Origin of the sequence: Agromyces sp. H17E-10 (assembly GCF_022919715.1) — a bacterium.
In the GTDB taxonomy this organism is placed as follows: domain Bacteria; phylum Actinomycetota; class Actinomycetes; order Actinomycetales; family Microbacteriaceae; genus Agromyces.
Genome location: NZ_CP095042.1, coordinates 1,908,920 through 1,934,584, shown reverse-complemented (window position 1 = coordinate 1,934,584; position 25,665 = coordinate 1,908,920). Strand labels below are relative to the sequence as shown.

Below are 25,665 nucleotides of genomic sequence, written 5' to 3'. Positions count from 1 at the left end.
CGGGCTGGGAGGCGACTCACCGCCGGGGTGCGGCCTCAGCGCATCGAGTCGAGGATGCCGACGAGCTGCTCGAACGTCGTCATCGGGTTGATGATCGCGAAGCGCGTGTTCGGGCGGCCCGCGTGCGAGCTCGGCGTGACGAACGCGCGCTGCTCGTCGAGCAGCTTCGCCGACCAGCGCTCGTAGTCGTCCATCGTCCAGCCCTCGCGTTCGAACACCACGATCGAGAGCTGCGGGTCGCGCACGAGCTGCAGCTCGGGGCGGCGGCGGATCTCGTCGGCGATGCGCTGCGCGAGCTCGAGCGAGTTCGTGATCGCCGCGCGGTAGGCCGCGGCGCCGTAGGTCGCGAGCGAGAACCAGAACGGCAGGCCGCGCGGGCGCCGGGTGAGCTGCACGGCGTAGTCCGACGGGCTCCACTCGGGCTTGCCGGTGAGGGTGTCGAGGTACTCGGCGTGCTGCGTGTGCGCCCGACGGCCGATCTCGGGGTCGCGGTAGATGAGGGCGCACGCGTCGAACGGGGCGAACAGCCACTTGTGCGGGTCGACGATGACCGAGTCGGCGCGCTCGACGCCGCGGTAGCGCTCGCGCGCGACGGGCGAGAGCATGCCGGTCAGGCCGTAGGCGCCGTCGATGTGCAGCCAGAAGTCGAACTCGTCCTTGAGGGCGGCGATCGACGCCACGTCGTCGACGATGCCGAAGTTCGTCGAGCCGGTCGTCGCGATGACCGCGAAGACGTCGCCGCCGTGCTCCTCGAGGGCCGCGCGAACGGCGTCGCCGCGCAGCATCCCGTCGTCGCCGGCTGGAACCAGCACGACGTCGACGTCCATGACCTTCGCGGCCGACTTGTTCGACGAGTGCGCCTCCGTCGAGCAGACGAGCTTCCAGCGGGCCGGCATCGGTTCGCCCGCCGCGGTGCGCTTCTCGCGCGCGAGCTCGCGGGCTGCGACGAGTGCCGAGAGGTTGCCGATCGTGCCGCCCTGCACGAAGACGCCGCCCGCGCCGGCGGGCAGGCCGAACTCGGTCGCGAGCCAGGTGAGCACCTCGTTCTCGGCGTGCACCGCGCCGGAACCCTCCATCCAGCTGCCGCCGTAGAGGCTCGATGCCGAGACGACGAGGTCGAACGCCATCGCGGCCTTCGTCGGGGCCGCAGGGATGAACGAGAGGTACTGCGGGTGGTCGATCGTGATGCACGCGGGCGCGAGCACGTGCTCGAAGATCGAGAGCGCGCGGCTCGCACCGATGCCGCGCTCGTCGATCGTGCGGCCGGCGAGGCGCTTGAGCTCGGACTCGGTCTCGGGCTTGTCGAGCGGGGTGTCGGTCGAGAGCAGGCGGCGGCGCGAGTAGTCGAGCACGAGGTCGACGATCGACTCGGTCTCGCCGGTGACGGCGTGCATGCGCGTGGGGTCTTCGGATGCTGGCACGGAACGATTTTCACCCGCGCCCATGATCTGCGCAACTTCCTCGCACGAATCCGATCTGGAGCGCAACGAATCGCCATCGAACGCCTCGTGGCACCGCATCGGTGCGTTCGGCGACCGTCTTGCGCGTTCGTGGTTGCGCGGGCCGGACGTCTGCGCCGTCAGGTGGCTGTCGGCGGAGTGGCGCACACTTGAGGGCGTGACCGTGGACGCCGAGCTCGACTGGCGCGCGCCGCATCCGACCGATTTGCTGCAGACCGTCGGCGTGCTGCGCCGCGGCCCCGGCGACCCGACCTACCGGCTCGCCGCCGATGGCTCGGTCTGGCGCACGACGCGCATGCCCGCGGGGCCCGCGACGATGCGGCTCTCGCAGCGCGGGGCGAATGAGTTCCGTTGCGAGGCGTGGGGGCCCGGAGCGGCCGAGGCCGTGGCATCCGCACCCGACCTGCTCGGCGCGCGCGACGAGACCGATGCGTTCGAACCGCGGCTGCCGCGCATCGCCGACGCCCACCGGCGCAATCCCGGTATGCGGGTCGCGCGCAGCGGCCGGGTCTTCGAGGCGCTCGTGCCGGCGGTGCTCGAGCAGAAGGTCATCACCCTGCAGGCGCACGACTCGTGGCGCATGCTGCTGTGGCGGTTCGGTGAGGATGCCCCGGGCCCGACGCCGTTCCGCATGCGAGTCGCGCCGGCCCCCGACGGCTGGCGGCGCATCCCGAGCTGGGAGTGGCACCGCGCCGGCGTCGACCCGAAGCGCTCGCGCACGATCGTCTCGCTCGCGCCGTTCGCCGCACGCATCGACGAGGCCGCGGCCATGACGCCCGCCGACGCCTTCTCCCGGTTGACCCACTTCACCGGCGTCGGGGCGTGGACGGCCGCCGAGGTCGCCCAGCGCGCACTCGGCGACGCCGACGCCGTGTCGGTCGGCGACTATCACCTCGCGAACTTCGTCGGGCATGCGCTCGAGGGCCGCGACATGACCGACGACGAGATGCTCGTCGCGCTCGAGCCGTGGGCGGGTCAGCGGTACCGGGCGATCCGGCTGCTCGGCTACTCGGGGTCGCGCGGCAAGCCGCGCCGCGGCCCGCGCATGGAGTTCGTCGACCACCGGGCCCGCTGATCGCGCTACCCGAGGATCGGGTCGAGCGCCGGGTGCAGGTGGCGGGTCGTGAGCACGGATGCCGCGTGGCGGGCGCCGGCCGCGAGGGCCTCGGGCAGCTCGGCACCGTCGAGCGTCGCGTCGAGCACGCCCGACATGAACGCGTCGCCGGCGCCGTTCGTGTCGAGCACCTCGACCGGTATCGCCTCGACCCGGTGCTCGCGCCCGGCCGCATCGAGCCCGACAGCGCCGTCGGCCCCGAGCGTGCACACCGCGACCGAGGCGCCGCCGTCGACGAGCGAGCGCAGGAACGGCACCGGATCTTCGCCGATGCCGTCGGCGTTCATGAACACGGCGTCGGCCGCGTCGATGAACGGGCGGTGGAACTCGGCGCGCCCGTCGTAGTCGTGGATGTCGGTCCAGATCGGGCGACCGGTCGCGCGGGCCGCGGGGATGAGTCGCCCAGCCTCGGGCGCGAGGTCGAGCACGATGGCCGGGGCATCCGTCATCGCCGCTGCCACGGATGCGCCGGTGGCGCGCTGCGACTCGGTCGACGCCTCGCCGGGGGAGGAGAGATAGAGCGACACGCGCTCGCCGGCGGGCGTCATGAGGTTGAGGTGCCGTTCGGTCGCCTCCGTCGGCCCGACGATGAGCTCGACCCCCGCGCTGCGCAGTGCAGCCGTGACGCGGGTGCCGTCGGCGTCGTCACCGACGAGCGTGTAGAACGCGTGTCGTCGGCCGAGACCCGCGAGCCCGAGCGCCTTTCCGGCGGAGGTGCCGCCGACGGTCTCGTGCTCGGCGAGGGCGAACTGCATGTGCGGCACCGGTTCGGGTAGGCGGTCGAGCAGGACGATGCGGTTCCAGGACGCGGGCCCGGCGATGAAAACGCTTGCAGTCACGTGCCCATCTTGTCGGATATGCCGACCGAGGCGCCAGCATCGGCGCGCTGCCACTCGACGAGGGGCTGCAGCAGTTCCATGAGCTGGAGAGCCCGGGTGCTCGGCGTGTACTGGATCGTGACGGGAGTGGTCGGCCTGACGTGCCGTTCGATCAGCCCGTCGGCCTCGAGCTCGCGCAGCCGTGCGGCGAGCACGCGATCGGAGATGCCGTGCACGGTGTCGCGGTACTCGCTGAACCGTCGGGCGCCGCGCACGCCCGCGAGCAGGATCGCGGCGTTCCACTTGCGGCCGGCGAACTCGATCGCCCCCGTGAACCGGCGGCAGGCCTCGTCGTCGATGTGGCCGAGCTCGCGCAGGCGGGCGGAGCGGCGGGCGCCGATCTCGTCGGGCGCCGCCGCCTCGGCTCCGGGGGAATACTCCATGGGCGCGACTCCTTCACTTACTTCGAGTTAGTAGCTTACCCGCGGAGTGCGCGGGCCGCGGCATCCGGGAAGGATGATCACCATGCACTACGGACGCGAACTGCAGTTCGGCACCTTCGTCACGCCGGTCAACGACCCGCCCCAGCAGGCGGTGCGCCTCGCCGAGCTGAGCGAGACGCTCGGCTACGACCTCGTCACCTTCCAGGACCACCCGTACCAGCCGGCGTTCCACGACACGTGGACCCTCATGAGCTGGGTCGCGGCGCGAACGAGCCGCATCCACGTCGCGGGCAACGTGCTCAACGTGCCGCTGCAGCGCGAGCCCGCGGTGCTCGCACGGGCGTCGGCGAGCCTCGACCTCTTGAGCGGCGGGCGCTTCGAGCTCTCGCTCGGGGCCGGCGGCTTCTGGGACGCGATCGCCGCGATCGGCGGTCGCCGACTCACGCCGGGCCAGGCCGTCGACGCCCTCGACGAGGCGATCCGCATCATCCGCGGCACGTGGGACGCGGACAATCGCGAGCGGTTCACGGTGGCGGGGGAGTACTACCACGTCGACAGTGCGAAGCGCGGGCCGGCGCCGGCGCACGACATCCCGATCTGGATCGGCGCCCTCAAGCCGCGCATGCTGCGCCTCATCGGGCGCGCGGGCGACGGCTGGCTGCCCTCGCTCGCGTACCTGCAGCCCGGCGACTACGCCGGCGCGCATCGACGAGGCGGCGCTGAAGGCCGGTCGCAACCCGGCCGAGATCCGCCGGCTCATCAACGTCGCGGGACGGTTCACGAACGGGGCGAGCGGTCGCCCGGCCGACGTGCGCACCCACGGCGGCGCCGTCGAGGGCACGCCTGCCGATTGGGCCGAGCAGCTGCTGCCCTTCGTCGTCGAGGATGGCGCCGACACCTTCATCCTCGCGGGCGACGACCCGACGAACATGCAGCGCTTCATCGAGGAGGTCGCGCCCGCCCTGCGCGAGGCGGTCGAGCGAGAGATCGGCCCGGATGCCTCGGCCGGGGTGATCCGATCGAGCGCGGCGCTCGCGAAGCGACGTGGCGGGATCGACTACGACGCCGTGCCCGCCTCGCTCGCGGCATCCGCGATCGAACCGGGCGACGCGAAGTTCGCCCGGGTGCGCTCGACCTACCTGCGCGGGGGAGACCCGGGCATCGTGCTGCAGCCGACGTCGACCGCCGAGGTCGTCGACGCGGTCGCGTTCGCCCGGGCCAACCCCGACGTGCCGCTCGGCATCCGCAGCGCGGGCCACGGCATCAGCGGCCGGTCGACGAACGACGGCGGCATCGTCATCGACCTCTCGCGCATGCACGCGATCGACGTGCTCGACGAGGCATCCCGGCTCGTGCGCATCGAACCCGGCGCCCGCTGGAAGGACGTCGCGGCAGCCCTCGAACCGCACGGCTGGGCGCTGAGCTCGGGCGACTACGGCGGGGTCGGCGTCGGCGGCCTCGCGACGGCCGGCGGCATCGGCTGGCTCGTGCGCGAGCACGGCCTCACGATCGACCACCTGCGCGCGGTCGAGCTCGTGCTCGCCGACGGCAGCGTCGTGCGCGCGAGCGCCGACGAGCGGCCCGACCTGTTCTGGGCGGTGCGCGGCGCGGGCGCGAACATCGGCATCGTCACGGCCTTCGAGTTCGAGGTCGACGAGGTCGGCACGGTCGCGTTCGCGCAGCTGACCTTCGACGCGAGCGACACCGAGGGGTTCCTCGTCGCGTGGAGCGACTGGGTCGTCGACGCGCCGCGCGACCTCACGAGCTTCCTCATCGTGCAGCCGGGCGGCGGCGGCCGACCGCCCATCGCGCACGTCATGGCCGTCGTCGACTCCGACGACGCCGACACCGTGCTCGCGAGGCTGCAGCCGCTCGCCGACGCGGCGCCGCTCGTCGGACAGGACGTGCGCCTCACGAGCTACCGCGGCATCATCTCGAACTCGAGCGACGGCACCCACGGCGCCGAGGGCGAACCGCTGTCGCGCACGGGGCTCATCGGGCGCTTCACGCCCGGGTTCGCCCGCGACGTCGCCCGCTTCCTCGCGTCGGGGGCGAGCCACTTCTTCCAGGTGCGGGCCGCGGGCGGGGCGGTGCACGACGTGCCGGCGGATGCCACGGCCTACGCCCACCGCGACGCCGAGTTCTCGGTCGTCGCGATGGGGACCCGCGCTCGCCGGACTTCGGAGACCTGGGACGAGCTGCTCGCCCCGCACATGACGGGCTCGTACCTGAGCTTCGAGACCGAGGTCGGGCCTGCGCAGCTCGAAGCGGCCTTCCCGCCCGCGACGCTCGAGCGGCTACGCCGCATCAAGGCCGAGGTCGACCCGGGCAACCTGTTCCGCGACAACGCGAACGTGGCGGAGGGGGTGGGGGCGTAGGGGGAGAGGTCTCGATACGCGTCCTGCTTCGTCGGGCGCTACTCGACCGGCGTAACGGTCGGGGTGCCGTCGACCACCTTCGGCGTCGGGACGCTCGCCGCGACGACGGTCGCGTAGCCCACGAGGCTGCCGGTCAGCTCGACCGAAAGTTGCTGGTCCAGCTGATCGACGCTCGGGATGAAGCTCGGGGAGGTCGCGCCCTCGACGGCCGCGCCGTTCACGTACCACTGGAACGTGAACGCCGTCCCGGTCGTCCACGTGCCGGGTTTCGCGGTGAGGGTCGAGCCGACCACGGCGGTGCCGGTGATTGTGGGAGTGCCGACCGTGGCGACCTTGAGGGTCGCAGCTGAGATGCGTGAGGTCGTCGGGTAGCCCGTCAGCGATCCGGTGACGCGAACGGTGATCTGCATGCCGGCCTGGGAGCTGCTGAGTTTGAGCGTCTTCGCGGTGGCGCCGGTGATGGCGGTGCCGGAGGCGTACCACTGGTACGTGAGGGTCGATCCGGTCGTCCATGTCCCCGCGGATGCGGTGAGCGTCGACCCGACGGCCGGCGTGCCGGTGATGGTCGGGGTCGGCGCGAGGTACACCTTGGATGTGGCGGCCGAGGTCTTCGAGACCGTCGCGTAGCCGGTCTGCGATCCGGTGATGCGCACGGTGATCGTCTTGCCCGCCTGAACCGAGGCGGGCTTGAACGTCGAGGCCGTCGCACCGCTGACGGCCGCGCCGTTCGCGTACCACTGGTACGTGAACCGTGTTCCGGTCGTCCACGTGCCGGGCTTCGCAGTGAGGGTCGATCCGGTCGCCGCAGAGCCCGAGATCGTCGGCGCTCCAGCCGTGATGACCTTCGGAGTCGCTGTCGAAGTTCGCGCGGTGGTGGTGTAGCCCGACAGCGACCCGGTAACGCGAACGGTGATCTGCTTGCCGGCCTGCGAGCTGCTGAGTTTGAGCGTCTTCGCGGTGGCGCCGGTGATGGCGGTGCCGGAGGCGTACCACTGGTACGTGAGGGTCGATCCGGTCGTCCAGGTTCCCGCGGTCGCGGTGAGGGTGGCTCCGACGGCGGGGGTGCCGGTGATGGTCGGGGTCGGAGCGAGGTACACCTTGCCGGTCGCCGGTGACGTCTTCGAGGCCGTCGCGTAGCCGGTCTGCGACCCGGTGACCCGGACGGTGATCGTCTTGCCGGCCTGAGTTGAAGTGGGCTTGAATGTCGAGGCCGTCGCGCCGCTGATGGTCGTGCCGTTGGCGTACCACTGGTACGTGAACCGTGTTCCGGTCGTCCACGTGCCGGGCTTCGCAGTGAGGGTCGATCCGGTCGCGGCGGTGCCCGAGATCGTCGGCGCTCCGGCAGTGATCACCTTCGGGGTCGCGGTCGAAGTTCGCGCGGTGGTCGTGTAACCGGAGAGTGACCCGGTGACTCGAACGGTGATCTGTTTCCCCGCCTGGGAGCTCGCCGGCTTGAACGTCGATCCGGTCGCGCCGCTGATCGTCGAGCCGGAGGCGTACCACTGGTACTTCAGCGTCGTGCCGGTCGCCCAGGTGCCTGGCTTCGCCGTCAGCGTCGAGCCGACCGCGGCTGTCCCGCTGATCGTCGGCGTGGACGCCAGGAACACCTTCGACGTCGCGGCCGAGCTCTTCGACACCGTCGTGTAGGCGGGCTTGGAGCCGGTGACGCGCACGGTGATGGTCTTGCCGGCGTGGGCGCTCGTCAGTGCGAGCGTCGATGCGGTGGCACCGCTGATCGCCGTTCCGTTCGCGTACCACTGGTAGGCGAACGTGGTGCCGGTCGTCCAGCTGCCCGGCTTGACCGTCAGGGTTGAGCCCGTCGACGCGGATCCGGTGATCGTCGGAGTCGGTGCGGTCAGGAGGCCGAGACCGACGGGCTCGGTCATGGCAGAACTGTTCGTCCCGTCGGGGTAGCCGGTCAATGTCGCCCGGACCTCTACCGAGATCGTCTCTCCGAGCAGATCGGGAGTGAGGAGGAGGTCGCGGCCGGTCGCACCGTCGAGGGGCGCGTCGTCAGCGAACCACTGGTACGTGATCTGCGCGCCGAGATCCTCCGACGAGGTCACCGCAGTCAGCGTGGAGCCGACGGTCGCGGTGCCGAAGATCTCCGGGTAGCGGATGTCGGCCGGGCGGATGAGGGTCGCATCGATCGTCACCGGGGCTTGGCCGGCGACCAACTCGATGGGATCGAACTCCGTGGAGTCGGGGTGGTCGTTCCAGAACTCGTCCTCATACGGCGAGGCGGGCGGGGGATCGAACCCGACCGCGTACGAGCCGCTGATGAGACCGATGATCGAATAATGTCCCTCCTGGTCGACGTACGCACTCTTCCAGGGCATGTACCACCCGTTCTCCTCCAGGCGATAGGTCTGAACCCGGGTATTCCAGGCCGGCTTGCCGTCGATGCCCATCACCGTCCCCTCGATGGCGGCGCCGGTTTCGAGCACGACATCCACTCCCGAGCGGATTTCACTGGTCGAGAGCGTGATCGCGGTCGACGAGGCCTTCGACGACGCGTTCTCCCACCATTCCTGGAGCATGTTCACGCCCCACGGCGGCCTGAAGTAGACCCGATAGTCCTGCGGCTCGAGTCCGAAGATCTCGTACCTGCCGTCGTCGTTCGTCGACACGATGGCGATGGGATGGTCGGTTCCGCCGATCAACTCGACCTCGACGCCGACTCCCTTGAGCGGTGCGCCTGCGTCATCGGTGACCGTACCGGAGATGACGGCGCCGGGCCGGAGCGACGGATCGGCCGTGAGGTGGTCGCGCTCGCCCACCTCGATGACCTCGGCGGACGACAGGCCCGAGGCGGCGTCCCACCATTGATCGCCGTCCTGACTCCCGCTCGGCGCGAGGATCCGCAAGTGATACCGACCGGCATCGATGCCCGCGAGGGTGTACGCGCCGCTCGCGTCCGTCCAAACTCGTTCGACGAACTGCTGCGAATCGTTCGTGTCGTACAGTTCGACGACCGCCTGCGCCGCCGGAGCACCATCCGACCCTCGGACCACTCCTGAGATCGTCGACTTCGCAGCGAGTTCGGCATCGATCCCGCGGATGGTGTCGCCCCGGGTGACGTGTACGCGGTCGGCCGCCGCCAAATCGATGGCGTCGTGCCACCATTCGTCATCGAAGTACGAATCCGACGGTTGGAACTTCACCGCGTACGTGCCGTCGGGAACGCCGAAGAACGTGTACTGTCCGGGAGCACTCACGTGGACAGTGTGGAATTCGCGCGCCGTTCCGTCCGACAGGTCGTAGAGGACAGCGTCGACGAAGCCGGGCGGCTTCCCGGCTTCGCCGGTGATCATGCCGGTGATCGTGGCCCCGACTTCAAGCTGGACATCGATGTGTTCGGTGACGTGACCGCCCTCGACCACTATCGAGTCGGCCACCGATTCGCGCGGGCGGTTGTTCCACCATTCACTCGCGTAGGAGGACCCCTCTCTCGGCTCTACGCGAATCGTGTACTCGCCGCTGAGCAGCCCGCTGAATGAGTAACTGTGGTCGTCGCGAGGCCAAACACCGTTGAGTTTCTCGAACCCTCCGTCGTCGCGGCGGACATACAGCTCGACGGTGACAAAGGCGACTCCGACCGACTCGGGCCCACTCGCGCTGATCGTCCCCGTGATCGAACCACTGAGGCTGAGTTGCACGTCGATTCCACGGAGCGTCTGACCCCGGGCGATGCTGATCTCGACCGATGAGCGCGAGTCGGCCGTGTGCCCCCACCATTCCGTTGCGAAGGTCGGATCGTCTGGAGTGAACCTCATCTTGAAGGTGGTGGCCGGCAGATCGGTGATCTCGTACTCGCCGGCGGCATTTGACTTCACCGACTGCCAGTGCGACAGCGGACGGCCATCGGTGAAGATGTACAACGTCACGTCGACATCCGGCATGGCGGCGCCGTCTGGCCCAGTGATGATTCCCCCGATGCTTGCCGGCCCGGTCTCATCGGCATGGGCGGGCGTGGCGCTGCCGAACGCCAGCACCGCCACGACGAGGGCGGTCAATGCTGTCCGAACGTATGCACCCAGCCGGGAGGAGGCGGCGAAGCCGGTCAATCGGGTCTCCAACGATGAGGGCTCGCGAGTCGGCGATCGCCGTGCGACGGTGAACGAGGGTGGGATGATTCCACCACACCCACGCTTCGAAAGAAACCTTCCCTATTCGTCCTTGCTGCCGAACCGCGGCGGGTTGTCGACGGCCGGTCGCTCGGCGACGACGGGGAACGCGCCCGTGTGCCCCTGTCGCTCGAGCGCGGCCTCGGCGATGCGCTTGCGGAACGCGAACCAGCCGATGATGAGCAGCGGGATGAGCGCGAGACTGCAGATGAGCACCCATCGCCCGGTCGGCGAGAACGCCATCGTGACGATCACGAACGCGAGGAACGCGAGCGTCAGGTAGCCCGTCCACGGCGCGCCCCACAGCCGGAACGACGGCCGCTCGATGCGCCCCTGCCTCGCCCACGAGGCGAGCTTCATCTGGCAGAGGATGATCGTCGCCCAGCCGCCGATGATGCCGATCGCGGCGACCTCGAGCACGATCTCGAACGCCTCCGACGGCACGACCGCGTTGAGCCCGACGCCGAAGAGCGTGATGACCGCGGTGAGCAGGATGCCGCCGTACGGCACGCCGTTCTTGCTCATGCGTTCGGTGAACCGGGGCGCCGACCCGTTGACCGCCATCGACCGCAGGATGCGACCGGTCGAGTAGAGGCCCGCGTTGAGCGACGACAGCGCAGCGGTGAGCACGACGAAGTTCATGACCGATGCCGAGATCGCGCCCGCTTCGGGCGAGCCGATGTGCGAGAAGAACGTCACGAACGGCGACTCATCCGCCTCGTACACGAAGTAGGGCAGCAGCAGCGAGAGCAGCAGGATCGAGCCGAGGTAGAACACCGCGATGCGCATGACGACCGTGTTCACCGCTTTCGGCATGACCTTGCGGGGCTCAGCCGTCTCGCCTGCGGCGGTGCCGACGAGCTCGATCGCCGCGTAGGCGAAGACCACGCCCGAGATCGCGAGGATGGGCGCGATCGCTCCGTTCGGGAACCAACCGCCGTTGTCGGTGATGACGCTGAGCCCGGTCGGCCCGACGTCGGTCTGCCCGATGAACACGATGAAGACGACGCCGATGACGAGGAACGCGATGAGTGCCGCGACTTTGATGAGGGCGAACCAGAACTCCATCTCGCCGAACATCTTCACCGAGACGAGGTTCAGCGACAGCACCACGATGAGCGCGACGAGGGCGATCACCCACTGCGGGATGGCCGCGAGCGCCGGGAAGTACTGCCCCCAGAACTTCACGTACAGCGCCGCAGCAGTGACATCCACGATCGAGGTGAACGCCCAGTTCAGGAAGTAGAGCCAGCCCGCGGTGTAGGCCATCTTCTCGCCGTAGAACTCGCGCGCATACGAGACGAACGAGCCCGAGCTCGGCCGATGCAGCACCAGTTCGCCGAGCGCGCGCAGGATCAGGAAGGCGAAGAATCCGCAGACGGCGTAGACGATGAGCAGCGACGGGCCCGAGCTGTGGAGCCGCCCGCCGGCACCCATGAAGAGGCCGGTGCCGATCGCGCCGCCGATGGCGATCATCTGGATCTGGCGCGGCTTGAGGCTCTTGTGGTAGCCGTGCTCCTCGTTCGAGAAGTCCTGCACGGCGAGCATCTCGTCGCCGATGCGCTCCCGGTAGTTCTCGAAGTCGTCGGCCGGGTCGTGCTCAGGGATGTGGTCCTGCTGGGTCGTCATCGCGGTTCCCCCTCCGCCGAGACGGTCGCGATCGATGCCGGGACGGCATCGTCACGGTCGGCTGGGTCACACGATACGCGCGGGCCCCGTTCGGGCGCGAGGGCTTCGTTGCGTCAGGCCGCGTGGCGCGCGCGGCTCGGCCCCGACGCGGGCATGAACGTGAACCGCGTGCGGGGCTGCACGTGTCGACGCGACCGCGACCGTGCGCGCACGCGCTGGGAGCGGGGCGGCAGCACTGCTGCCGTCGAGGCCGCGACCAGCTCGCCGTCGAACTCGTCGGCGATGCGCGAGTCGGAGGTCGGCCGCAGGTGGTTGGCGCCGCGCGGGCAGGCGCAGGCCAGGCGGGTCTCCTCGCCGAGCGGTCCGAGCACGAACTCGAGGTGGTGGTGGGCCATGGCGCTTTCCCCTTCCTGGCGGCAGAATCACGTGCTCTACCTGAAGAGATGCGCGCGGCCTCCGATCATGACGCGGGTTCGCCGTGCCGACGGTTGACGGTGGACTCGCTCAGGGGTAGACAGGCCGCGAGGACGCCGGTCCGGTTCCGGCCCACGAGGGGAGGCGCGGATGACGAGCGACGATGACCGGCCGCCGGTGCGCGAAATGCCCTCGGTCGAGTGCTGGGAGCGGATCGAGGCTGCACCGTACGGCCGGCTGGGCACCTACGCAGCCGGCGAGATGGATCTCTTCCCGGTGAATCACGGAGTGGATCAGCACAGCATCGTCTTCCGTACGGCGCCGGGCACGAAGCTCTTCGCGCTCGGCGTGCGGCGTGCGGTGCTGTTCGAGGTCGACGGCATCGACGGCGGCGAAGCCTTCAGTGTCGTCGTGAAGGGCGCAGCCGCCGTGATCGACCGCGTGCAGGAGATCGAGCGCGCCGAACGGCTCGGCGTCACGACCTGGGCGCCGGGCCGCAAGGCCGAGTGGGTGCGAATCACGCCGAGGGACGTCCAGGGTCGCGCGTTCGAACTCCCGCCCGGGATCGTCGGCGATTCGCCGCCTAGAACTCGCCGCCCCTGACCTCGAGGCTGATCTGCTCGGCGTCGAGGCCCTCGAGCGCGGCGCCGAGGCTCGCCGCGCTGAAACGCCCCTCGTCGCGCGCGTCGAGCAGGGCGTCGCGTTCGGCCTTGATCATGCGCAGGCGCAGGCGGCGCACCTGCTCGGGGTCGATGCGGCGGGCGGATGCCTCGAGCGAATCGGGCTCGGCCGCGGCATCCGGTTCGCCTGAAGCCGCCGGCCCGGCCGACGAGGCCGCCGGCGCGGCGGACGGGGCCGCCGTGCCTGCGGCATCCGCCTCGCCGGTGTCGTCGTCGCTCGCGCCCTCGTCGACCGAGAGCTGCCAGGCCGACCGCATCTTCTCCGCGACCGAGGCGAGCGCGGGGTCGCCCGACTCGGCGAGCTCGGTCATCGCGGCCTCGCGCAGCACGCCGGCGAGCTCGCGTCGCTCGGCCGCATCGGCACCCGCGTCACGTGCGGGCACGAGCCAGCGCACGAGCCACGGCAGGGTGCCGCCCTGCACGAGGAGCGACCCGACGGCGACCGCGAACGCGATGAGCACGAGCAGCGAGCGGTCGGGGGTGTCCTTCGGCAGGGTCTGCGCGGCGGCGAGGGTGACGACGCCGCGCATGCCGGCCCACACGACGATCGCGCCCTCGCGCCAGCCGAGTCGTTCGTCGAGGTAGTAGTCGATGTCCGCGACGCGTCGGCGGAAGATCGTGCGGAAGCGTTCGGCCTGCGCGGGGGTCGGCTTGGGGCCGCGGCGTCGGCGCTGCTCGAGCTCGGTGCGATGCCGTTCGATCTCGGGCAGTGTCGCCGTGCCGCCCTTCGCCCGGTCCTCGAGCACCGACTTGATCGTCGCCGCCCGCTTCGCCCGGCGCGCGAGCCCGCCGAACAGCGACGCGACGTAGGCGGCCCGGATCAGCACGGTCGCCACGAGCGCGATCGCGGCGAGGCCGACCGCGTGCCAGGCACCCGAGTGCGACGTCTCGACGTCGTCGACGATCGCGGTGAGCTCGAGTCCCATGACGAGGAAGACCGCACCCTCGAGCACGAGTTCGACGGTGCGCCAGTTCTGCGTGTCCGACAGCCGGTGCTGCGGGCTCAGGAATCTGGCCGCGCCGCGTCCCGTGACGATGCCGGCGACCACGGCGGCGACGAGACCCGAGGCACCGAGGTGCTCGGCGGGGATCGACGCGATGAACGGCATCGTGAACGAGATGACGGTGTTCACGGTCGGGTTCGACACTCGCGCCCGCAGCCGCAGGTTGACCCAGCCCACCGCCGCACCGATGATGACCGCGACCACGACGGCGTAGACGAACGATCCGGCGACCGACCAGATCGACACCGAGGCGGCGATGCCCGCGATCGCGGCGCGCAGCAGCACGAGTGCCGAGGCGTCGTTGAGCAGGCTCTCGCCCTCGAGCAGCGCGGTGACGCGCGGGCTCACGCCGAGCCGTTTCACGATCCCCGTCGCGACGGCGTCGGTCGGGCTCACGATGGCGCCGAGGGCGATGCCCGCCGCGATGCCGAGTCCGGGGATGAGCCACGCGAACAGCAGGCCGAGCAGCACCGAGGTGACGACGACGAGCACGACCGAGAGCCCGCCGATCGTCGAGAAGTCGCGGCGGAACTCCATCGTCGGCATCGACACGGCCGCCGAGTAGAGCAGCGGCGGCAGCACGCCCGCGAGGATCCACTCGGGGTCGATCTCGAACGCGGGCACGATCGGCAGCAGGCCGATGCCGAGACCCAGCAGCGTGAGCAGCAGGGGCGCGGCGACGCCGAGCTTCGGCCCGAACGCGGTGGCGGCGGCGATGGCGAGCAGGGCGAGCACTCCGGCCAGCAGCAGGTCCATCCGCCCATTCTGGCGCGCGTCCCGGCGGTCGAGTAGCGCCCGACGCAGGAGGGCGCGTGTCGAGACCGATGTCGCCCGTATGTGGTGTGCTGTCGGCATGGGTTTCGACGCGACGTTCCTGGGGGTGCCGGCGCCGCTGCCGCGAGTGACGGGCCCGCGTGCCGCCGAGTGCGTCGAGCTCGACTACGTGCACTTCGCGGTCGTGCTCGACTCGGTGCGTCGGTTCGCGCGGGTCACGGGCGTCAACGTCGACGGCGCCGCACTCGTCGACCTCGACCGCGGCGGCGACCGGTGGCAGCTCGACGACCGGGTGCCCGCCGACTGGCAGGCCGGGCCGCTGGTCTACGCCGACAACGACTTCGACCGCGGCCACCTCGTGCGCCGGCGCGACCCCGTCTGGGGCGAGCGGGCCGTCGCCGCGCGTGCGAACAGCGACACGTTCCACTACACGAACGCGGCGCCGCAGGCGTCGGGGTTCAACCAGTCGAAGGAGCTGTGGCTCGGCCTCGAAGACCACGTGCTCGCCTACGCCCAGGCGACGGCACAGCGACTCAGCGTCTTCACGGCGCCGGTGCTCGCCGCGGGCGACCCCGAGTACCGCGGCGTCCGCGTGCCGCTGCGCTTCTGGAAGGTCGTCGCTTGGAATGCGGGCGGCGCGGCGGCCGGCGGCGCGGCGGCCGCCGCGACCGCGAGCCCTGCGCTCGCCACGACCGCGTTCGTCGTCGACCAGGCGCCGCTCGTCGACACGAGCGAGGCGCGACCCGTAGTGGGCGGCGCGCCGCCGCTCGGTCCGTTCCGCACCTTCCAGGTTCCCGTTGCGGATGTCGCGGAGCTGACCGGCCTCGAGATGCCCGAGCTCATCGCGGCCGACGTGCTGCCGCCGACCGCGGTCGCCGCCGGCTGGCGACGGCTCGAGTCGGTCGACGAGGTGCTGCTGCCCGCAGTCTGAGCGGTCGGGCGCCCGCAGTGCCACGATGGAGACATGGATTCGGCGAGCGGCTCCATCACGACCGACGTGCTCATCGTGGGCGCGGGCCCCAGCGGGCTCATGCTCGCGGTCTGCCTCGCGAAGCTCGGCGTCGACGCGATCATCGTGGATGCGAAGGACGGCCCGACCCGGGAGTCGCGGGCGCTCGGCGTGCAGGCCCGCTCGATGGAGCTCTACGACCAGCTCGGCCTCATCGACCGGGTGCTCGCCGAACGCGCGCCGGCCGCCGCGATCGCACCCGGGGCGGGGCACCGGGCGTTCGGCACGATCGAGTTCCGCGGTCTCGGCGACGGGATCACGCCGTACCCCGACATCACCGTCTTCGAGCAGAGCCGCAACGAGCGCCTGCTCGTCGACGCGCTCGCCGCCGCCGGCCGCGAGGTGCTCTGGGGGCATCGCCTCGAACGACTCGAGGTCGAGCGACTCGGGCGCGAGGACGGCGCCGGCGCCGAGGCATCCGCCGTCGTCGCCGAACTGGCGGCCCCCGACGGCGTGAGCCGCACGGTGCGCGCCCGGTACTGCGTGGGCGCCGACGGCGCGCACTCGCCCGTGCGCGAGACGCTCGGCATCCCGTTCGAGGGCGTGACGAACGAGTACACGTACTACATCGCCGATGCGCTCGACGTGACCGGGCTCGTCGGCGACGCGATCAACCTGCGTTTCACGACCGAGCACTTCGTCCTGGCGTTCCCGATGGGCGGCGGGCGCATGCGACTGCTCGGCATCGTGCGCGACGCCGACCTCGACGCCGACGGGAGCCTGCGCGAGGAGCGGATGCGCGAGCTCGTCGACCGCGAGTTCGGGGTCGAGTACGCCGGGAGCGCGTGGTTCACGACCTACCGGGTGCACCACCGGCTCGCCGCGCGGTTCCGCGACGGGCCGTGCTTCGTCGTCGGCGATGCCGCGCACATCCATTCGCCGGTCGGCGCGCAGGGCATGAACACCGGCCTGCAGGAGGCGCACAACCTCGCCTGCGCGCTCGCCGACGTCATCGTCGGCGGCATGCCCGACGCCAGGCTCGACCGTTATGAGGCCGAGCGGCGCCCCGTGGGTGCGACGCTCGTGGCGACGACCGACCGCCTCTTCGGCGAGATCACGTCGGAGTCGCGGTTCGCGCGCTTCCTGCGCGGGCGGGCGCTGCCGGCGCTCGGCCCGGTCGGGGTGCGGCTGCTGCCGCTCGTGGCCGGCCGCCGCGTGTTCGGGTACCTCTCGCAGACGCGCATCAGGTATCAGCTTCGGGATGCCGCGGGGCGAGGTGCCCGCTCGGGCGGACGCCGACGTCGGCGCGAGGCCGCCGTCGGGGTGCGCCTGCCGTGGACCGGAGACAACTACGACGTGCTGCGGTCGATGCAATGGCAGGTGCACGGGTACGGCGTTCCCGAGCGGGTCGTGCTGCGCATCGCACGCGAGCTCGGGGTCGAGCCGCACGTGTTCCCGAGCGATCGCGGCGTGCGTGGCCGGCCGCGGCTGCGCCACGACCGCGTCTACCTCGTGCGACGCGACGGGTTCGTCATGGCCGAGGTGCGTGCACCGGGCGTCGGCGCCGACCTCGATGCGGCGCGCGCGGCGATGTTCGCGCCCACCGCCGGTTGATCAGGGAGCGGAGCGACCGTCTCGACACCATGCAGTGTGCGATCCTGCACACCGCGTGTGCGTGATCGGGCCTTGTCGCACGCATTCGCGCACGGCCAGAATCGCCTCCATCGCGACCCCCCGATCGCGGGCCGAACTACAAGGAGGTAGTCCATATGGCTGTCGACGCATCGACGCCCCGCACGTCCCCGAATCCCCCCGGCTCACCCGTCCGTTCAGGACTGCGCAAGGTCGTCGCCGCCTCGATGGCCGGCACGATCGTCGAGTGGTACGAGTTCTTCCTCTACGCCACGGCGGCGACGCTCGTGTTCAACGTCATCTTCTTCCCGCCGAGCGACAACCCGCTCGACAACATCATCAAGGCGTTCCTCACCTACGCCGTGGGCTTCATCGCCCGACCGCTCGGCGGCATCGTGTTCGGCCACTTCGGCGACAAGTACGGCCGCAAGAAGCTGCTGCAGCTCGCGATCATCCTGGTCGGCGTCACGACGTTCCTCATGGGCTGCCTGCCGACCTTCGACCAGATCGGGTACGCCGCACCGATCCTGCTCATCGTGCTGCGATTCTTCCAGGGCTTCGCGGTCGGCGGCGAGTGGGGCGGCGCCGTGCTGCTCGTCGCCGAGCACTCGCCCGACAGGCAGCGCGGTTTCTGGGCGAGCTGGCCGCAGGCCGCGGTGCCCGCAGGCAACCTGCTCGCGACGGTCGTGCTGCTCGTCCTCTCCCGCACGCTCACCGAGGAGCAGTTCCTCGCCTGGGGCTGGCGCGTGGGCTTCTGGCTGTCGGTCGTCATCGTCGCGGTCGGCTACTACATCCGCACGAAGGTCACCGATGCGCCGATCTTCATCGAGGCGCAGGCCGAGGCCGAGGCGGCGAAGAAGTCGTCCTACGGCGTCGTCGAGGTGCTCAAGCGTTACCCGCGTGGCGTCTTCACCGCGATGGGCCTTCGGTTCGGCGAGAACATCATGTACTACCTCGTGGTGACGTTCTCGATCACCTACATGTCGGCGCACCTGCAGATGGACACGTCGACGATCCTCACGCTCATCCTGTTCGCCCACGTCGTGCACTTCTGCGTCATCCCCGTCGTCGGACGGTTCAGCGACCGTCTCGGCCGCAAGCCGGTCTACGCGGCCGGCGCCGCGCTCGGTGCGCTCTGGGGCTTCGTCGCCTTCCCGATGTTCGACACGAAGAACGACTGGCTGATCGTCGGCATCCTCATCCTCGGGCTCGTCATCCACGCGCTCATGTACGCGAGCCAGCCGGCGATCATGGCGGAGATGTTCCCGACCCGGATGCGTTACTCAGGCGTCTCGCTCGGCTACCAGGTCACCTCGATCATCGCGGGGTCGCTCGCGCCGATCATCGCGACGATGCTGCTGGCGAGCTTCGGCTCGTGGGTGCCGGTCGCGATCTACCTCGCGCTCGCCGCGGGCGTCACGCTCATCGCGGTCGCCGCGATGCGCGAGACGAACGGAATCTCGCTGCGCTCGATCGACGAGGCCGACCGCGCGCGCGACGCGGAGGAGGTGCGGGCCTGAGGCGTCGTCGATGACGGGATGCCGCGACCGCCCGGTTCCTCGGAGCCGGTTCGGTCGCGGCATCCCTCGTTCTCACCTCAGCGGGTGGAGCCAGGACTCGACCACCACCGTGCCGTCACCGTATTCGGTGTCGAAATCGGCTTGGAGCCCGCCGTCGGTCTCGAGTGGGACGAGGACCTCGACCACGTCACCACTCGTGCCGACGGAGAGGATGCCGGCCCGCCCGCTCGTTCCGATCTCCTCGGCGGTCGCGGCGAGCCGTGCCGCGTCGGTCGGCTGAACAGGCGGGTCGACCGTCGGCTGCCGACTCGGGACAGGAGGCGGCATGGGGTCGCGCGTGAGCGTCAGGGTCCCGTCATCGAACGTTCCGACGAGTCGCGCCTGTCCCCAGATGACACCTTCGTGGCGCTCGAAGAGACTCGCCGGCAGCGTCTCGGCGTCGACGCCGGCGACGGGAACCCCGCCACCGCACTGCGGCGGATAGCTCTGCAACTCCAGCACGCACACGTTCACCGCTTGGTCGGTGACGTGGAGCAGGCCGACGACTTCGTACTCGGTCGCCGCGGCCGCCGGAACGGCGCCCGCCGAGGCCGCGGGACGGGACGTTTCTGCTGGCACGGAGCCCGCGACCGATGCGCACGCTGCGACGGTCGCGGACGCCGCGAGGACGACGGACGCCGCCACGAAGCGTCTGGGGGTCATGTTCATTCCTTCCACGGATCGATGCCCGATGACGCGCAGGCGGATTCGTCGCCCGGGAGGACGCCGGGGCGACCGTCAGGCAGGGTGCAGACGACGAGATCGGGACCGGGTGGCGGACCAGGCTCTGCGTCGTGCTCACCTGATCGCTGCCCGCCCACCTGGAACTCGACGGATTCACGCTGCAGGACGCCGTCGGACCACAATCCCCGGCACACCGACTCGGCATCACGTACCGAGAGCGTCCCGCGTGGGGTCGGGAGCGTCACCGTCGCCGCGTCCGCGACACTCGCGACGGCGGCCGCGCCGCCGTGGTCGAGGCAGACGATCTCGACCCGTTCGCCGCCATCGGCCCACGTCGTCGCCAGCGCGCCCGCGACGAGCGCGGATGCTGCGATCGCGCTCGCGCTCGCAGCCGCGATGACGAGCGTGCGACGTTTCGTGCGCGCCCGGGTGGGTTCCGCCACGTCGTCGGCGACCATCGCCTGCAGCGTCGATCGCAACCGTCGGCGGTACCGGGCGTCGAGTGGTCGATCGTCGTCGTCGATCATGATGTCCCTCCCAGTCCGGCAAGCGTCGATCGGCCGTGGTCCTCGCCCAGTGCTGCACGCAGCCGGCTCTTCGCGCGGCTGAGGCGCATCCGCACGGTTCCGGCCGGCACGTGCAGGAGCCGGGCGACGTCGGCGGGTGCGAGCTCTTCGAGCACGCACAGGGCGAGGATCTCCTGGTCGCGGGTGCTCAGCCCGTCGAATGCTTCGCGCACCCGCCCGCGAACCGCTGGTCGCATGAACGAGTCGAGGACCTCGTCGGCGTGGTCGGGCACCGTCTCGACCCGGACCTTCCGGAGCAACCCCTCGTAGCGAATCCGTGAGCGCTCGCGATTGCGCGCCACGTTCGTCGTCGTCACGAGGAGCCAGCCGATGACGGAGCCGTTCACGATTCGGACGCTGCGCCGACGGCGCCACGCCTCGAAGAAGACCATTGCCGTGACATCTTCGGCGTCGGCTCGAGCCTCCACGAGACGCCGCGCTTGTCGATGCACGCGCGAGGCATGGAGGTCGAAGACGGCGGCGAAGGCGTCGTCGTCGCCTGCGAGCACGCGCTGCCAGAGCAGGTGCTCGTCGTCGTCCATGTCGCCCACACTATGGAGTGTCCGCTCGGCGCGTTGCGTCACAGGGGCGCGGGCCGCGGGGCGCGGGGCGCGGGGCTCGAGCCACGGGGCTCGGGCCGCGGGGTCGATGGTGCGGCCCGGCGTATCGTGGGAATCGGGAGCGCTTCACGTCGACGAGGTCGGGAGGGCAGGTCATGGCGAACATCGCATGGATCGGGTTGGGTCACATGGGCGGGCCCATGTCGACGAATCTCGTGGCCGCCGGGCACGTCGTGCGCGGCGTCGACCCGATGCCCGAGGCCCGCGACGCGGCGGCGGCGCACGGCGTGCGGGTGGTCGACTCGATCGCGCAGGCGGTCGAGGGCGCCGACGCGGTCTTCACGAGCCTGCCGCGCAGCGAGCACGTGCGCGAGGTCTACGCCGGCGACGGCGGGGTGTGGGCGACGGCCCCGGCGGGTGCACTCCTGCTCGACACCTCGACGGTCGACGTCGAGACGTCGCGCTGGTGCCACGACGGATCGACGTCGCGCGGATTCCGTTTCGTCGACTCCCCGGTCTCGGGCGGCATCGCGGGCGCCGCGGCCGGCTCGCTCACGTTCATGCTGGGCGGTGAACCGGATGCCACGGCCGATGCCCGCGAGCTCGTCGAACCGATGGCCGGCCATGTCTTCGAGCTCGGTGGCCCGACGCTCGGCATCGCGGCGAAACTCGCGAACAACCTCATGCTGTTCGTCTCGCTGCTCGGCGTCTCGGAGGGCGCTGCGCTCGCCGACACGCTCGGTCTCGACCCGGCGAAGTTCTTCGAGGTCGCGTCGGTGTCGTCGGGAGAGTCCTGGCCGCTGCGCACCTGGTACCCGGCACCGGGCGTGGTCGAGACGAGCCCCGCGAACCGCAACTACGACGCGACGTTCACGACGGTGCTCGCCGAGAAGGACCTGTCGTTCGCGGTCGACGCGGGCACGGCGGCCGGGCTGCCGATGCCGGCATCGCGCATCGCGCTCGACCAGTTCGAGCGGCTCATCGACGAGGGGCTCGGCGGCAAGGACGCGAGCCTGATCGCGAAGTTCGCCACGGCCGACGGTGGTGTTGCGGGCTTCACGCCGCCGACGGAGTGAACTCGGCGCCAGGTCGAGCCTCGGCCGCTCGCCGCTCGCCGCTCGCCGCTCGCCGCTCGCCAATCCCGGGTGCGGGACGGGGTGAGTTCGCTGCGACGCGGGGATCGCGTCGCGGAGTGTGCCGGGCATCTCGAAACGATCGACACCTGCAGCGTGCGCGCCTGCACTGCATGTCCGAGCGTGCAGGGAATCACGAACTCATGGCGCCACCGCTCGCGGCCACCCCTGCCGGACCCGGTCAGAAGGGCGGTGGGTCGGTGTAGCTGCGTCCGGTGGGGCTTGTCCAGGTGATGGTCTGGTCGGAGTTCAGGGTCTGGGTGTAGAGGGTGCAGTGCTTGAGCACGTGGTCGCCGCGGCAGAGCGGGCAGAGGTTGTCGGTGTTCGTGGGGCCGCCGCTGCTGGTCCAGGCGGTTCGGTGGTCGAGGTCGGTGCTGATCGCAGGCCGGTTGCAGGCGGCGCGGGTGCAGCGTTCGTAGACCAGGGCGAGCCAGAGGCGTTGCGCCCGGGTGGGCCGGTAGCGGGTGCGGTCGAGGGCGAGCGGTGCCGCGGTGATCGGGTCGGTGGCGAGGCGGAGGAACGAGGATGCTTCGCTGAGGAGCTTCAGAGCGGTGACGTCGTCGATCGGGCCGACACCGTCGAGCATCGCGTACTCGTTGCGGGTGCCGCTGACGGGTGGCCGGTTGACCGCGCCGGCGCCCGTGTCGGTGCCGGGGATTGGGACAGCGGCTTCGTCGGTGGCGGTGGCGGTGGCGGTGGCGGTGGCGGTGGCGATCTCGGTGTGGGCGTCGGTGCGGATGTCCGTGTCGATCCCGGGGCCGCGGAGAGCCTCTCGGACCGCTGCTGGTCGCTCTGCCGACGGGCGATCGGCGGCGGCGGTGCGGGCGATGTTGAGGAGCGGGACGGTGATGATGATCTCGGCACGCGCCGCGGTCGGGGTTTCGGCGCCGGTGAGCCACGCCGTCGCGGTGTCGGCGCGGAGCTGGTCGAGGGTGCGGGTCTCGCCCTGGGTGCCGGCGTCGCGGCGGGCGGTGGCGTCGATGCGAGCCATGATCTTCGCGATCTCGACCTGCGACGTGTAGAGGTTGAGCCAGCCCATGCCGTCGTCGGCGTACTCGGCGATCACGCGGCGTTCGGTGAACGTGCGAGCGTGCCGTGCGGGTGGTTCGTCGCGGTCGAGGCCCGCGCGGATCGTTTTCGCCCGTTGCCGGAACCGGGCGGTGGTGACGTTGCCGGCCACGTCGACGAGGGCGTCGTCGAGAACGCGGAGGCGGGCGTCGCCGGGCGGGAACCCGGCCGCCGTGTCGACCGCGACCCTCGCGTCGGTGTAGGTGACCGTTCCGGCGGCGAAGCCGGCCCACAGGCGGGGAGCCGGTCGTGCAGCACGGTCGCTTCGTGTGCACGGTTTCGGATCGTGCCGACCGGGAGGTGGAGCCGCATCGACAACTCGGTGGCCGCGGCACGGACCGCGAGTTCGGATGCGTCACGGTCGCCGAGCGACCCGGGGTGCAGGTACAGGGCAGGATTGCGGGCGGCCGCGTCGAGCGCGGCCCGGCACGCGCCGAGATGGGCGGCCATCGCCCGGTTGGCCGCCTGCTGCGCCTGCTCGGCCGCATCGAGCGCCGCCCGCAGATCAGTCATCGCGTCAGGCGGCGCCGACGTGTCAGCGATCGTCGCATCCGAGGTGGTCGACCCGGCGGTGCGGATCGACCCGGCAGTGCCGATCGACCCGGCGGCGCCGGTCGACCCGGCGGTGCCGATGAACTGCGATGTGTCGAATGGTGGCCTGATGTCGATGATGTCGGCCGAGTCGATGAACTCGCCGGGATCACGGAGACGATCGAGGGGGCCGAGCAGGTCGAACGGATCCCACTCCGCGAACGGGTCGGGCGAGAACGGCGCATCGAACGGCACATCGAGCGAGAATCGCCTATCGGACGGGCAGGTCGGCGCGAGCGAGGCAGCCGGCGCATCGAGCAGCGCCACCCCGGCGGGTGCGAGCTCGAACATCTCTGCCATACATGTATGGTCTCACCACCCACCGACATCGTATGAAGGTTCGAGTCATTGCATCGAGGCTGGAGTCGAGCGCCGCCCGAATCGCCCGAATCGCCCGTGCCGGACATGGCTCAGGCGGCCGAGCGATGTCGCTTCGAGGCATCCGCGAACAACTCGAGCATGAGCCCGCTGAGTTGACCCGATCAGCCCGCTGCGCCGCCGCGATCAGCCCCGCTGCACCGCGGCGATGACCTCGCTCAACCGGTCGCGCAGCGCGCCGAGCTCGGTGAGGCTCATGCCGAGCCGGTCGACGACCTGCGGCGGGATCGACAGCGCCTGCTCGCGCAACGCCCGCCCGGTGTCGGTCAGCGCCACGTCGAGCGCGCGCTCGTCGTGCGGGTTGCGCGTGCGCGTGAGGTAGCCCTGGGCCTCGAGGCGCTTGAGCAGCGGTGAGAGCGTCGCGGGCTCGAGCTGCAGCGCCTCGCCGAGGTCGCGCACCGTGCGCGGGCTGCGCTGCCAGAGCGCGAGCATCACGAGGTACTGCGGGTGGGTGAGGCCGAGCGGCTCGAGGATCGGACGGTACACGCCGATCACGCCCCGGGCGGCGACCGCGAGGGCGAAGCACACCTGGTTCTCGAGGGCGAGCAGGTCGACGGGGCCGTCGGCATCGACGGGTGCGGATGCCTCGGAGCGGTCGATCTCGACGGTGGCGGTGTGCTCGGTCATGGCTCCATTATGACTTGCGGACGAATTGTTAGTACACTAACGATTGTGACACGAAAGAGGAAGACGGTCGAACCCGGAGCCCAGCGCGGCTACGCCGGGTTCATCGACCGGCTCAACGCCAAGCTGCTGCCGTACATCGGCCCGCCGCCGCTCGGCCCCTACGACGAGGAGCCGAAGCCGGCCACTGCGCCGACCTGCCCGCTGTGCGGCGCCGCGATGTCGGCGCACGAGATCGACCGTTCGGGCGAACGCACCCAGTTGCACTGCCCGGTGCCCGCGGCCGCGGCGGAGTAGGAGCCGTTCGGGCGGTGGTCTCGATACGGCGCTTCGCGCCTACTCGACCGACCTACAGGCGCGGGCGCGCGAGGTGCCGGCTCACCCAGCGGTCGTACTGCAGCCACGGGTCGTCGACGCCCGCCGCCAGCTCGGCGATGTGCTCGAGCAGCGCGTCGTGCACGTCGAACCATTCGGTGCCCGCACCCCGGTACGCCGCGAACTGCTCGTGCCTCCGGCGCTCGAGCCGCCGCCCGCCGCGCTCGAAGGCGAGCACCTCGTCGTGGGGAAGACTCGCGACGCGCTGGCGCGGGTTGGCCGAAGTGCCGATCTTCACCTGGTCGCGATAGCGCAGGTAGTAGACCACCTCGACCGGATCGTCGTCGACGGGACGGTCGGGCACCTCCCCGTAGCGCCACTCGCAGTCGGCGCAGATCCATCCCGAGGGGTAGTGCACGCCGACCCGTGCGCCGCATGCGGGACAGGGGCTCGGCAGCAGGTCGAGCTCGCCTGCTTCGCGAGCGATCCAGTCGTAGGCGACGAGCAGGTGACCGGCGCAGAGTGCGATCGGGGCTCCCGCTGCGACGGAGTTCGAACACCGCGCGCCGTCGGCCTCGACGATCGAACAGGGGGCGGTCGGGGCATCCGTCTCGACAGCGCCGGCGGCGGCTCTCGACCCGCCGAACCGCTTCGCAACCATGCCGCAACCGTACGTTCGGCCGCCGACATGGCCGCCCGTCGGCGCGCCGCGATAGGCTCGTTCTCCGACGTCGTGTGGCGTCGGACATCGGTGTTCGAGGGGCG

Annotated in this window: 22 protein-coding genes and 1 pseudogene; 9 read left to right on the top strand and 14 right to left on the bottom strand. The window is 70.8% G+C overall.

Annotated elements, in window-relative coordinates; all coding sequences use genetic code 11:
* Positions 1 to 35: 35 nt before the first annotated feature.
* Positions 36 to 1,445, bottom strand: coding sequence for a pyridoxal phosphate-dependent decarboxylase family protein (locus tag MUN74_RS08625; RefSeq protein WP_370647367.1), 1,410 nt, complete (start codon positions 1,443 to 1,445; stop codon positions 36 to 38).
* A 172-nt stretch (positions 1,446 to 1,617) separates the two neighbouring features.
* On the opposite strand from MUN74_RS08625, the gene MUN74_RS08620 reads away from it, so the two are divergent.
* Positions 1,618 to 2,535, top strand: a complete 918-nt coding sequence (locus tag MUN74_RS08620; RefSeq protein WP_244856073.1) for a DNA-3-methyladenine glycosylase family protein — start codon at positions 1,618 to 1,620, stop codon at positions 2,533 to 2,535.
* Between the two features lie 5 nt (positions 2,536 to 2,540).
* Here the strand turns inward: MUN74_RS08620 and MUN74_RS08615 are convergent, their stop codons facing one another.
* Both MUN74_RS08615 and MUN74_RS08610 read right to left on the bottom strand, forming a co-directional pair.
* Complete coding sequence (locus MUN74_RS08615) at positions 2,541 to 3,413, bottom strand: carbohydrate kinase family protein (RefSeq protein ID WP_244856072.1); 873 nt, start codon at positions 3,411 to 3,413, stop codon at positions 2,541 to 2,543.
* The gene (locus MUN74_RS08610) at positions 3,410 to 3,835 is read right to left on the bottom strand and encodes a winged helix-turn-helix transcriptional regulator (protein WP_244856071.1); all 426 of its coding nucleotides are present in this window, start codon (positions 3,833 to 3,835) and stop codon (positions 3,410 to 3,412) included. The genes MUN74_RS08615 and MUN74_RS08610 overlap by 4 nt, the downstream gene beginning before the upstream one ends.
* Positions 3,836 to 3,908: 73 nt before the next feature.
* Here MUN74_RS08610 and MUN74_RS19320 point away from each other — a divergent pair.
* A pseudogene (locus tag MUN74_RS19320) lies at positions 3,909 to 4,526 on the top strand (LLM class flavin-dependent oxidoreductase); the annotation flags it as partial.
* A gap of 118 nt (positions 4,527 to 4,644) precedes the next feature.
* A complete protein-coding gene (locus MUN74_RS19315) occupies positions 4,645 to 6,213 on the top strand; it encodes an FAD-binding oxidoreductase (protein WP_454665266.1) in 1,569 nt (522 codons plus the stop codon).
* 38 nt (positions 6,214 to 6,251) lie between these two features.
* Here the strand turns inward: MUN74_RS19315 and MUN74_RS08600 are convergent, their stop codons facing one another.
* From MUN74_RS08600 to MUN74_RS08590, 3 genes are all read right to left on the bottom strand, one after another.
* Complete coding sequence (locus MUN74_RS08600; protein WP_244856070.1) at positions 6,252 to 10,229, bottom strand: carboxypeptidase regulatory-like domain-containing protein; 3,978 nt, start codon at positions 10,227 to 10,229, stop codon at positions 6,252 to 6,254.
* A gap of 153 nt (positions 10,230 to 10,382) precedes the next feature.
* A complete protein-coding gene (locus MUN74_RS08595) occupies positions 10,383 to 11,888 on the bottom strand; it encodes an amino acid permease (RefSeq protein ID WP_244856395.1) in 1,506 nt (501 codons plus the stop codon).
* Positions 11,889 to 12,082: 194 nt separating this feature from the next.
* Positions 12,083 to 12,364 (bottom strand): hypothetical protein, encoded by a 282-nt coding sequence (locus MUN74_RS08590; protein WP_244856069.1) that lies wholly within the window; start codon positions 12,362 to 12,364, stop codon positions 12,083 to 12,085.
* 169 nt (positions 12,365 to 12,533) lie between these two features.
* Here MUN74_RS08590 and MUN74_RS08585 point away from each other — a divergent pair, with 169 nt between their 5' ends.
* The gene (locus MUN74_RS08585; protein ID WP_244856068.1) at positions 12,534 to 12,986 is read left to right on the top strand and encodes a pyridoxamine 5'-phosphate oxidase family protein; all 453 of its coding nucleotides are present in this window, start codon (positions 12,534 to 12,536) and stop codon (positions 12,984 to 12,986) included.
* Here the strand turns inward: MUN74_RS08585 and MUN74_RS08580 are convergent.
* Positions 12,967 to 14,823, bottom strand: coding sequence for a cation:proton antiporter (locus MUN74_RS08580; RefSeq protein ID WP_244856067.1), 1,857 nt, complete (start codon positions 14,821 to 14,823; stop codon positions 12,967 to 12,969). The genes MUN74_RS08585 and MUN74_RS08580 overlap by 20 nt on opposite strands.
* 97 nt (positions 14,824 to 14,920) lie before the next feature.
* Here MUN74_RS08580 and MUN74_RS08575 point away from each other — a divergent pair, with 97 nt between their 5' ends.
* The 3 genes from MUN74_RS08575 to MUN74_RS08565 all read left to right on the top strand — a co-directional run bounded on the left by MUN74_RS08575 (position 14,921) and on the right by MUN74_RS08565 (position 18,942).
* The gene (locus MUN74_RS08575; RefSeq protein WP_244856066.1) at positions 14,921 to 15,772 is read left to right on the top strand and encodes a DNA/RNA non-specific endonuclease; all 852 of its coding nucleotides are present in this window, start codon (positions 14,921 to 14,923) and stop codon (positions 15,770 to 15,772) included.
* 33 nt (positions 15,773 to 15,805) lie between these two features.
* The gene (locus MUN74_RS08570; protein WP_244856065.1) at positions 15,806 to 17,404 is read left to right on the top strand and encodes an FAD-dependent monooxygenase; all 1,599 of its coding nucleotides are present in this window, start codon (positions 15,806 to 15,808) and stop codon (positions 17,402 to 17,404) included.
* A 155-nt stretch (positions 17,405 to 17,559) separates the two neighbouring features.
* Positions 17,560 to 18,942, top strand: coding sequence for an MFS transporter (locus tag MUN74_RS08565; RefSeq protein ID WP_244856064.1), 1,383 nt, complete (start codon positions 17,560 to 17,562; stop codon positions 18,940 to 18,942).
* Positions 18,943 to 19,014: 72 nt separating this feature from the next.
* Here MUN74_RS08565 and MUN74_RS08560 read toward each other — a convergent pair whose 3' ends face one another.
* The 3 genes from MUN74_RS08560 to MUN74_RS08550 are packed head-to-tail and all read right to left on the bottom strand — an operon-like array spanning position 19,015 to position 20,773.
* Complete coding sequence (locus MUN74_RS08560) at positions 19,015 to 19,644, bottom strand: hypothetical protein (RefSeq protein WP_244856063.1); 630 nt, start codon at positions 19,642 to 19,644, stop codon at positions 19,015 to 19,017.
* A 2-nt stretch (positions 19,645 to 19,646) separates the two neighbouring features.
* Positions 19,647 to 20,192 carry a hypothetical protein gene (locus tag MUN74_RS08555; protein WP_244856062.1) on the bottom strand — a complete coding sequence of 182 codons (546 nt, stop codon included), beginning with the start codon at positions 20,190 to 20,192 and terminating at the stop codon, positions 19,647 to 19,649.
* A complete protein-coding gene (locus MUN74_RS08550; protein WP_244856061.1) occupies positions 20,189 to 20,773 on the bottom strand; it encodes an RNA polymerase sigma factor in 585 nt (194 codons plus the stop codon). The genes MUN74_RS08555 and MUN74_RS08550 overlap by 4 nt, the downstream gene beginning before the upstream one ends.
* Positions 20,774 to 20,946: 173 nt before the next feature.
* Between MUN74_RS08550 and MUN74_RS08545 the strand changes: the two genes are divergently transcribed.
* Positions 20,947 to 21,867 carry an NAD(P)-dependent oxidoreductase gene (locus tag MUN74_RS08545; RefSeq protein ID WP_244856060.1) on the top strand — a complete coding sequence of 307 codons (921 nt, stop codon included), beginning with the start codon at positions 20,947 to 20,949 and terminating at the stop codon, positions 21,865 to 21,867.
* Positions 21,868 to 22,105: 238 nt separating this feature from the next.
* Here the strand turns inward: MUN74_RS08545 and MUN74_RS08540 are convergent, their stop codons facing one another.
* The 3 genes from MUN74_RS08540 to MUN74_RS08530 form a co-directional block, all read right to left on the bottom strand.
* A complete protein-coding gene (locus MUN74_RS08540; RefSeq protein ID WP_244856059.1) occupies positions 22,106 to 23,104 on the bottom strand; it encodes an HNH endonuclease signature motif containing protein in 999 nt (332 codons plus the stop codon).
* Positions 22,987 to 23,883, bottom strand: a complete 897-nt coding sequence (locus tag MUN74_RS08535) for a hypothetical protein (protein ID WP_244856058.1) — start codon at positions 23,881 to 23,883, stop codon at positions 22,987 to 22,989. Before MUN74_RS08535 ends, MUN74_RS08540 begins: the two co-directional genes overlap by 118 nt.
* A 204-nt stretch (positions 23,884 to 24,087) precedes the next feature.
* Positions 24,088 to 24,588 carry a MarR family winged helix-turn-helix transcriptional regulator gene (locus MUN74_RS08530; protein WP_244856057.1) on the bottom strand — a complete coding sequence of 167 codons (501 nt, stop codon included), beginning with the start codon at positions 24,586 to 24,588 and terminating at the stop codon, positions 24,088 to 24,090.
* A 45-nt stretch (positions 24,589 to 24,633) separates the two neighbouring features.
* On the opposite strand from MUN74_RS08530, the gene MUN74_RS08525 reads away from it, so the two are divergent.
* On the top strand, positions 24,634 to 24,882 hold the full coding sequence (locus tag MUN74_RS08525) for a hypothetical protein (protein WP_244856056.1): 249 nt from the start codon (positions 24,634 to 24,636) through the stop codon (positions 24,880 to 24,882).
* A gap of 52 nt (positions 24,883 to 24,934) precedes the next feature.
* On the opposite strand, the gene MUN74_RS08520 is transcribed toward MUN74_RS08525, so the two are convergent.
* Positions 24,935 to 25,561: a GIY-YIG nuclease family protein gene (locus MUN74_RS08520; protein ID WP_244856055.1), complete on the bottom strand. Its 627-nt coding sequence runs from the start codon at positions 25,559 to 25,561 to the stop codon at positions 24,935 to 24,937.
* Positions 25,562 to 25,665: the final 104 nt, after the last annotated feature.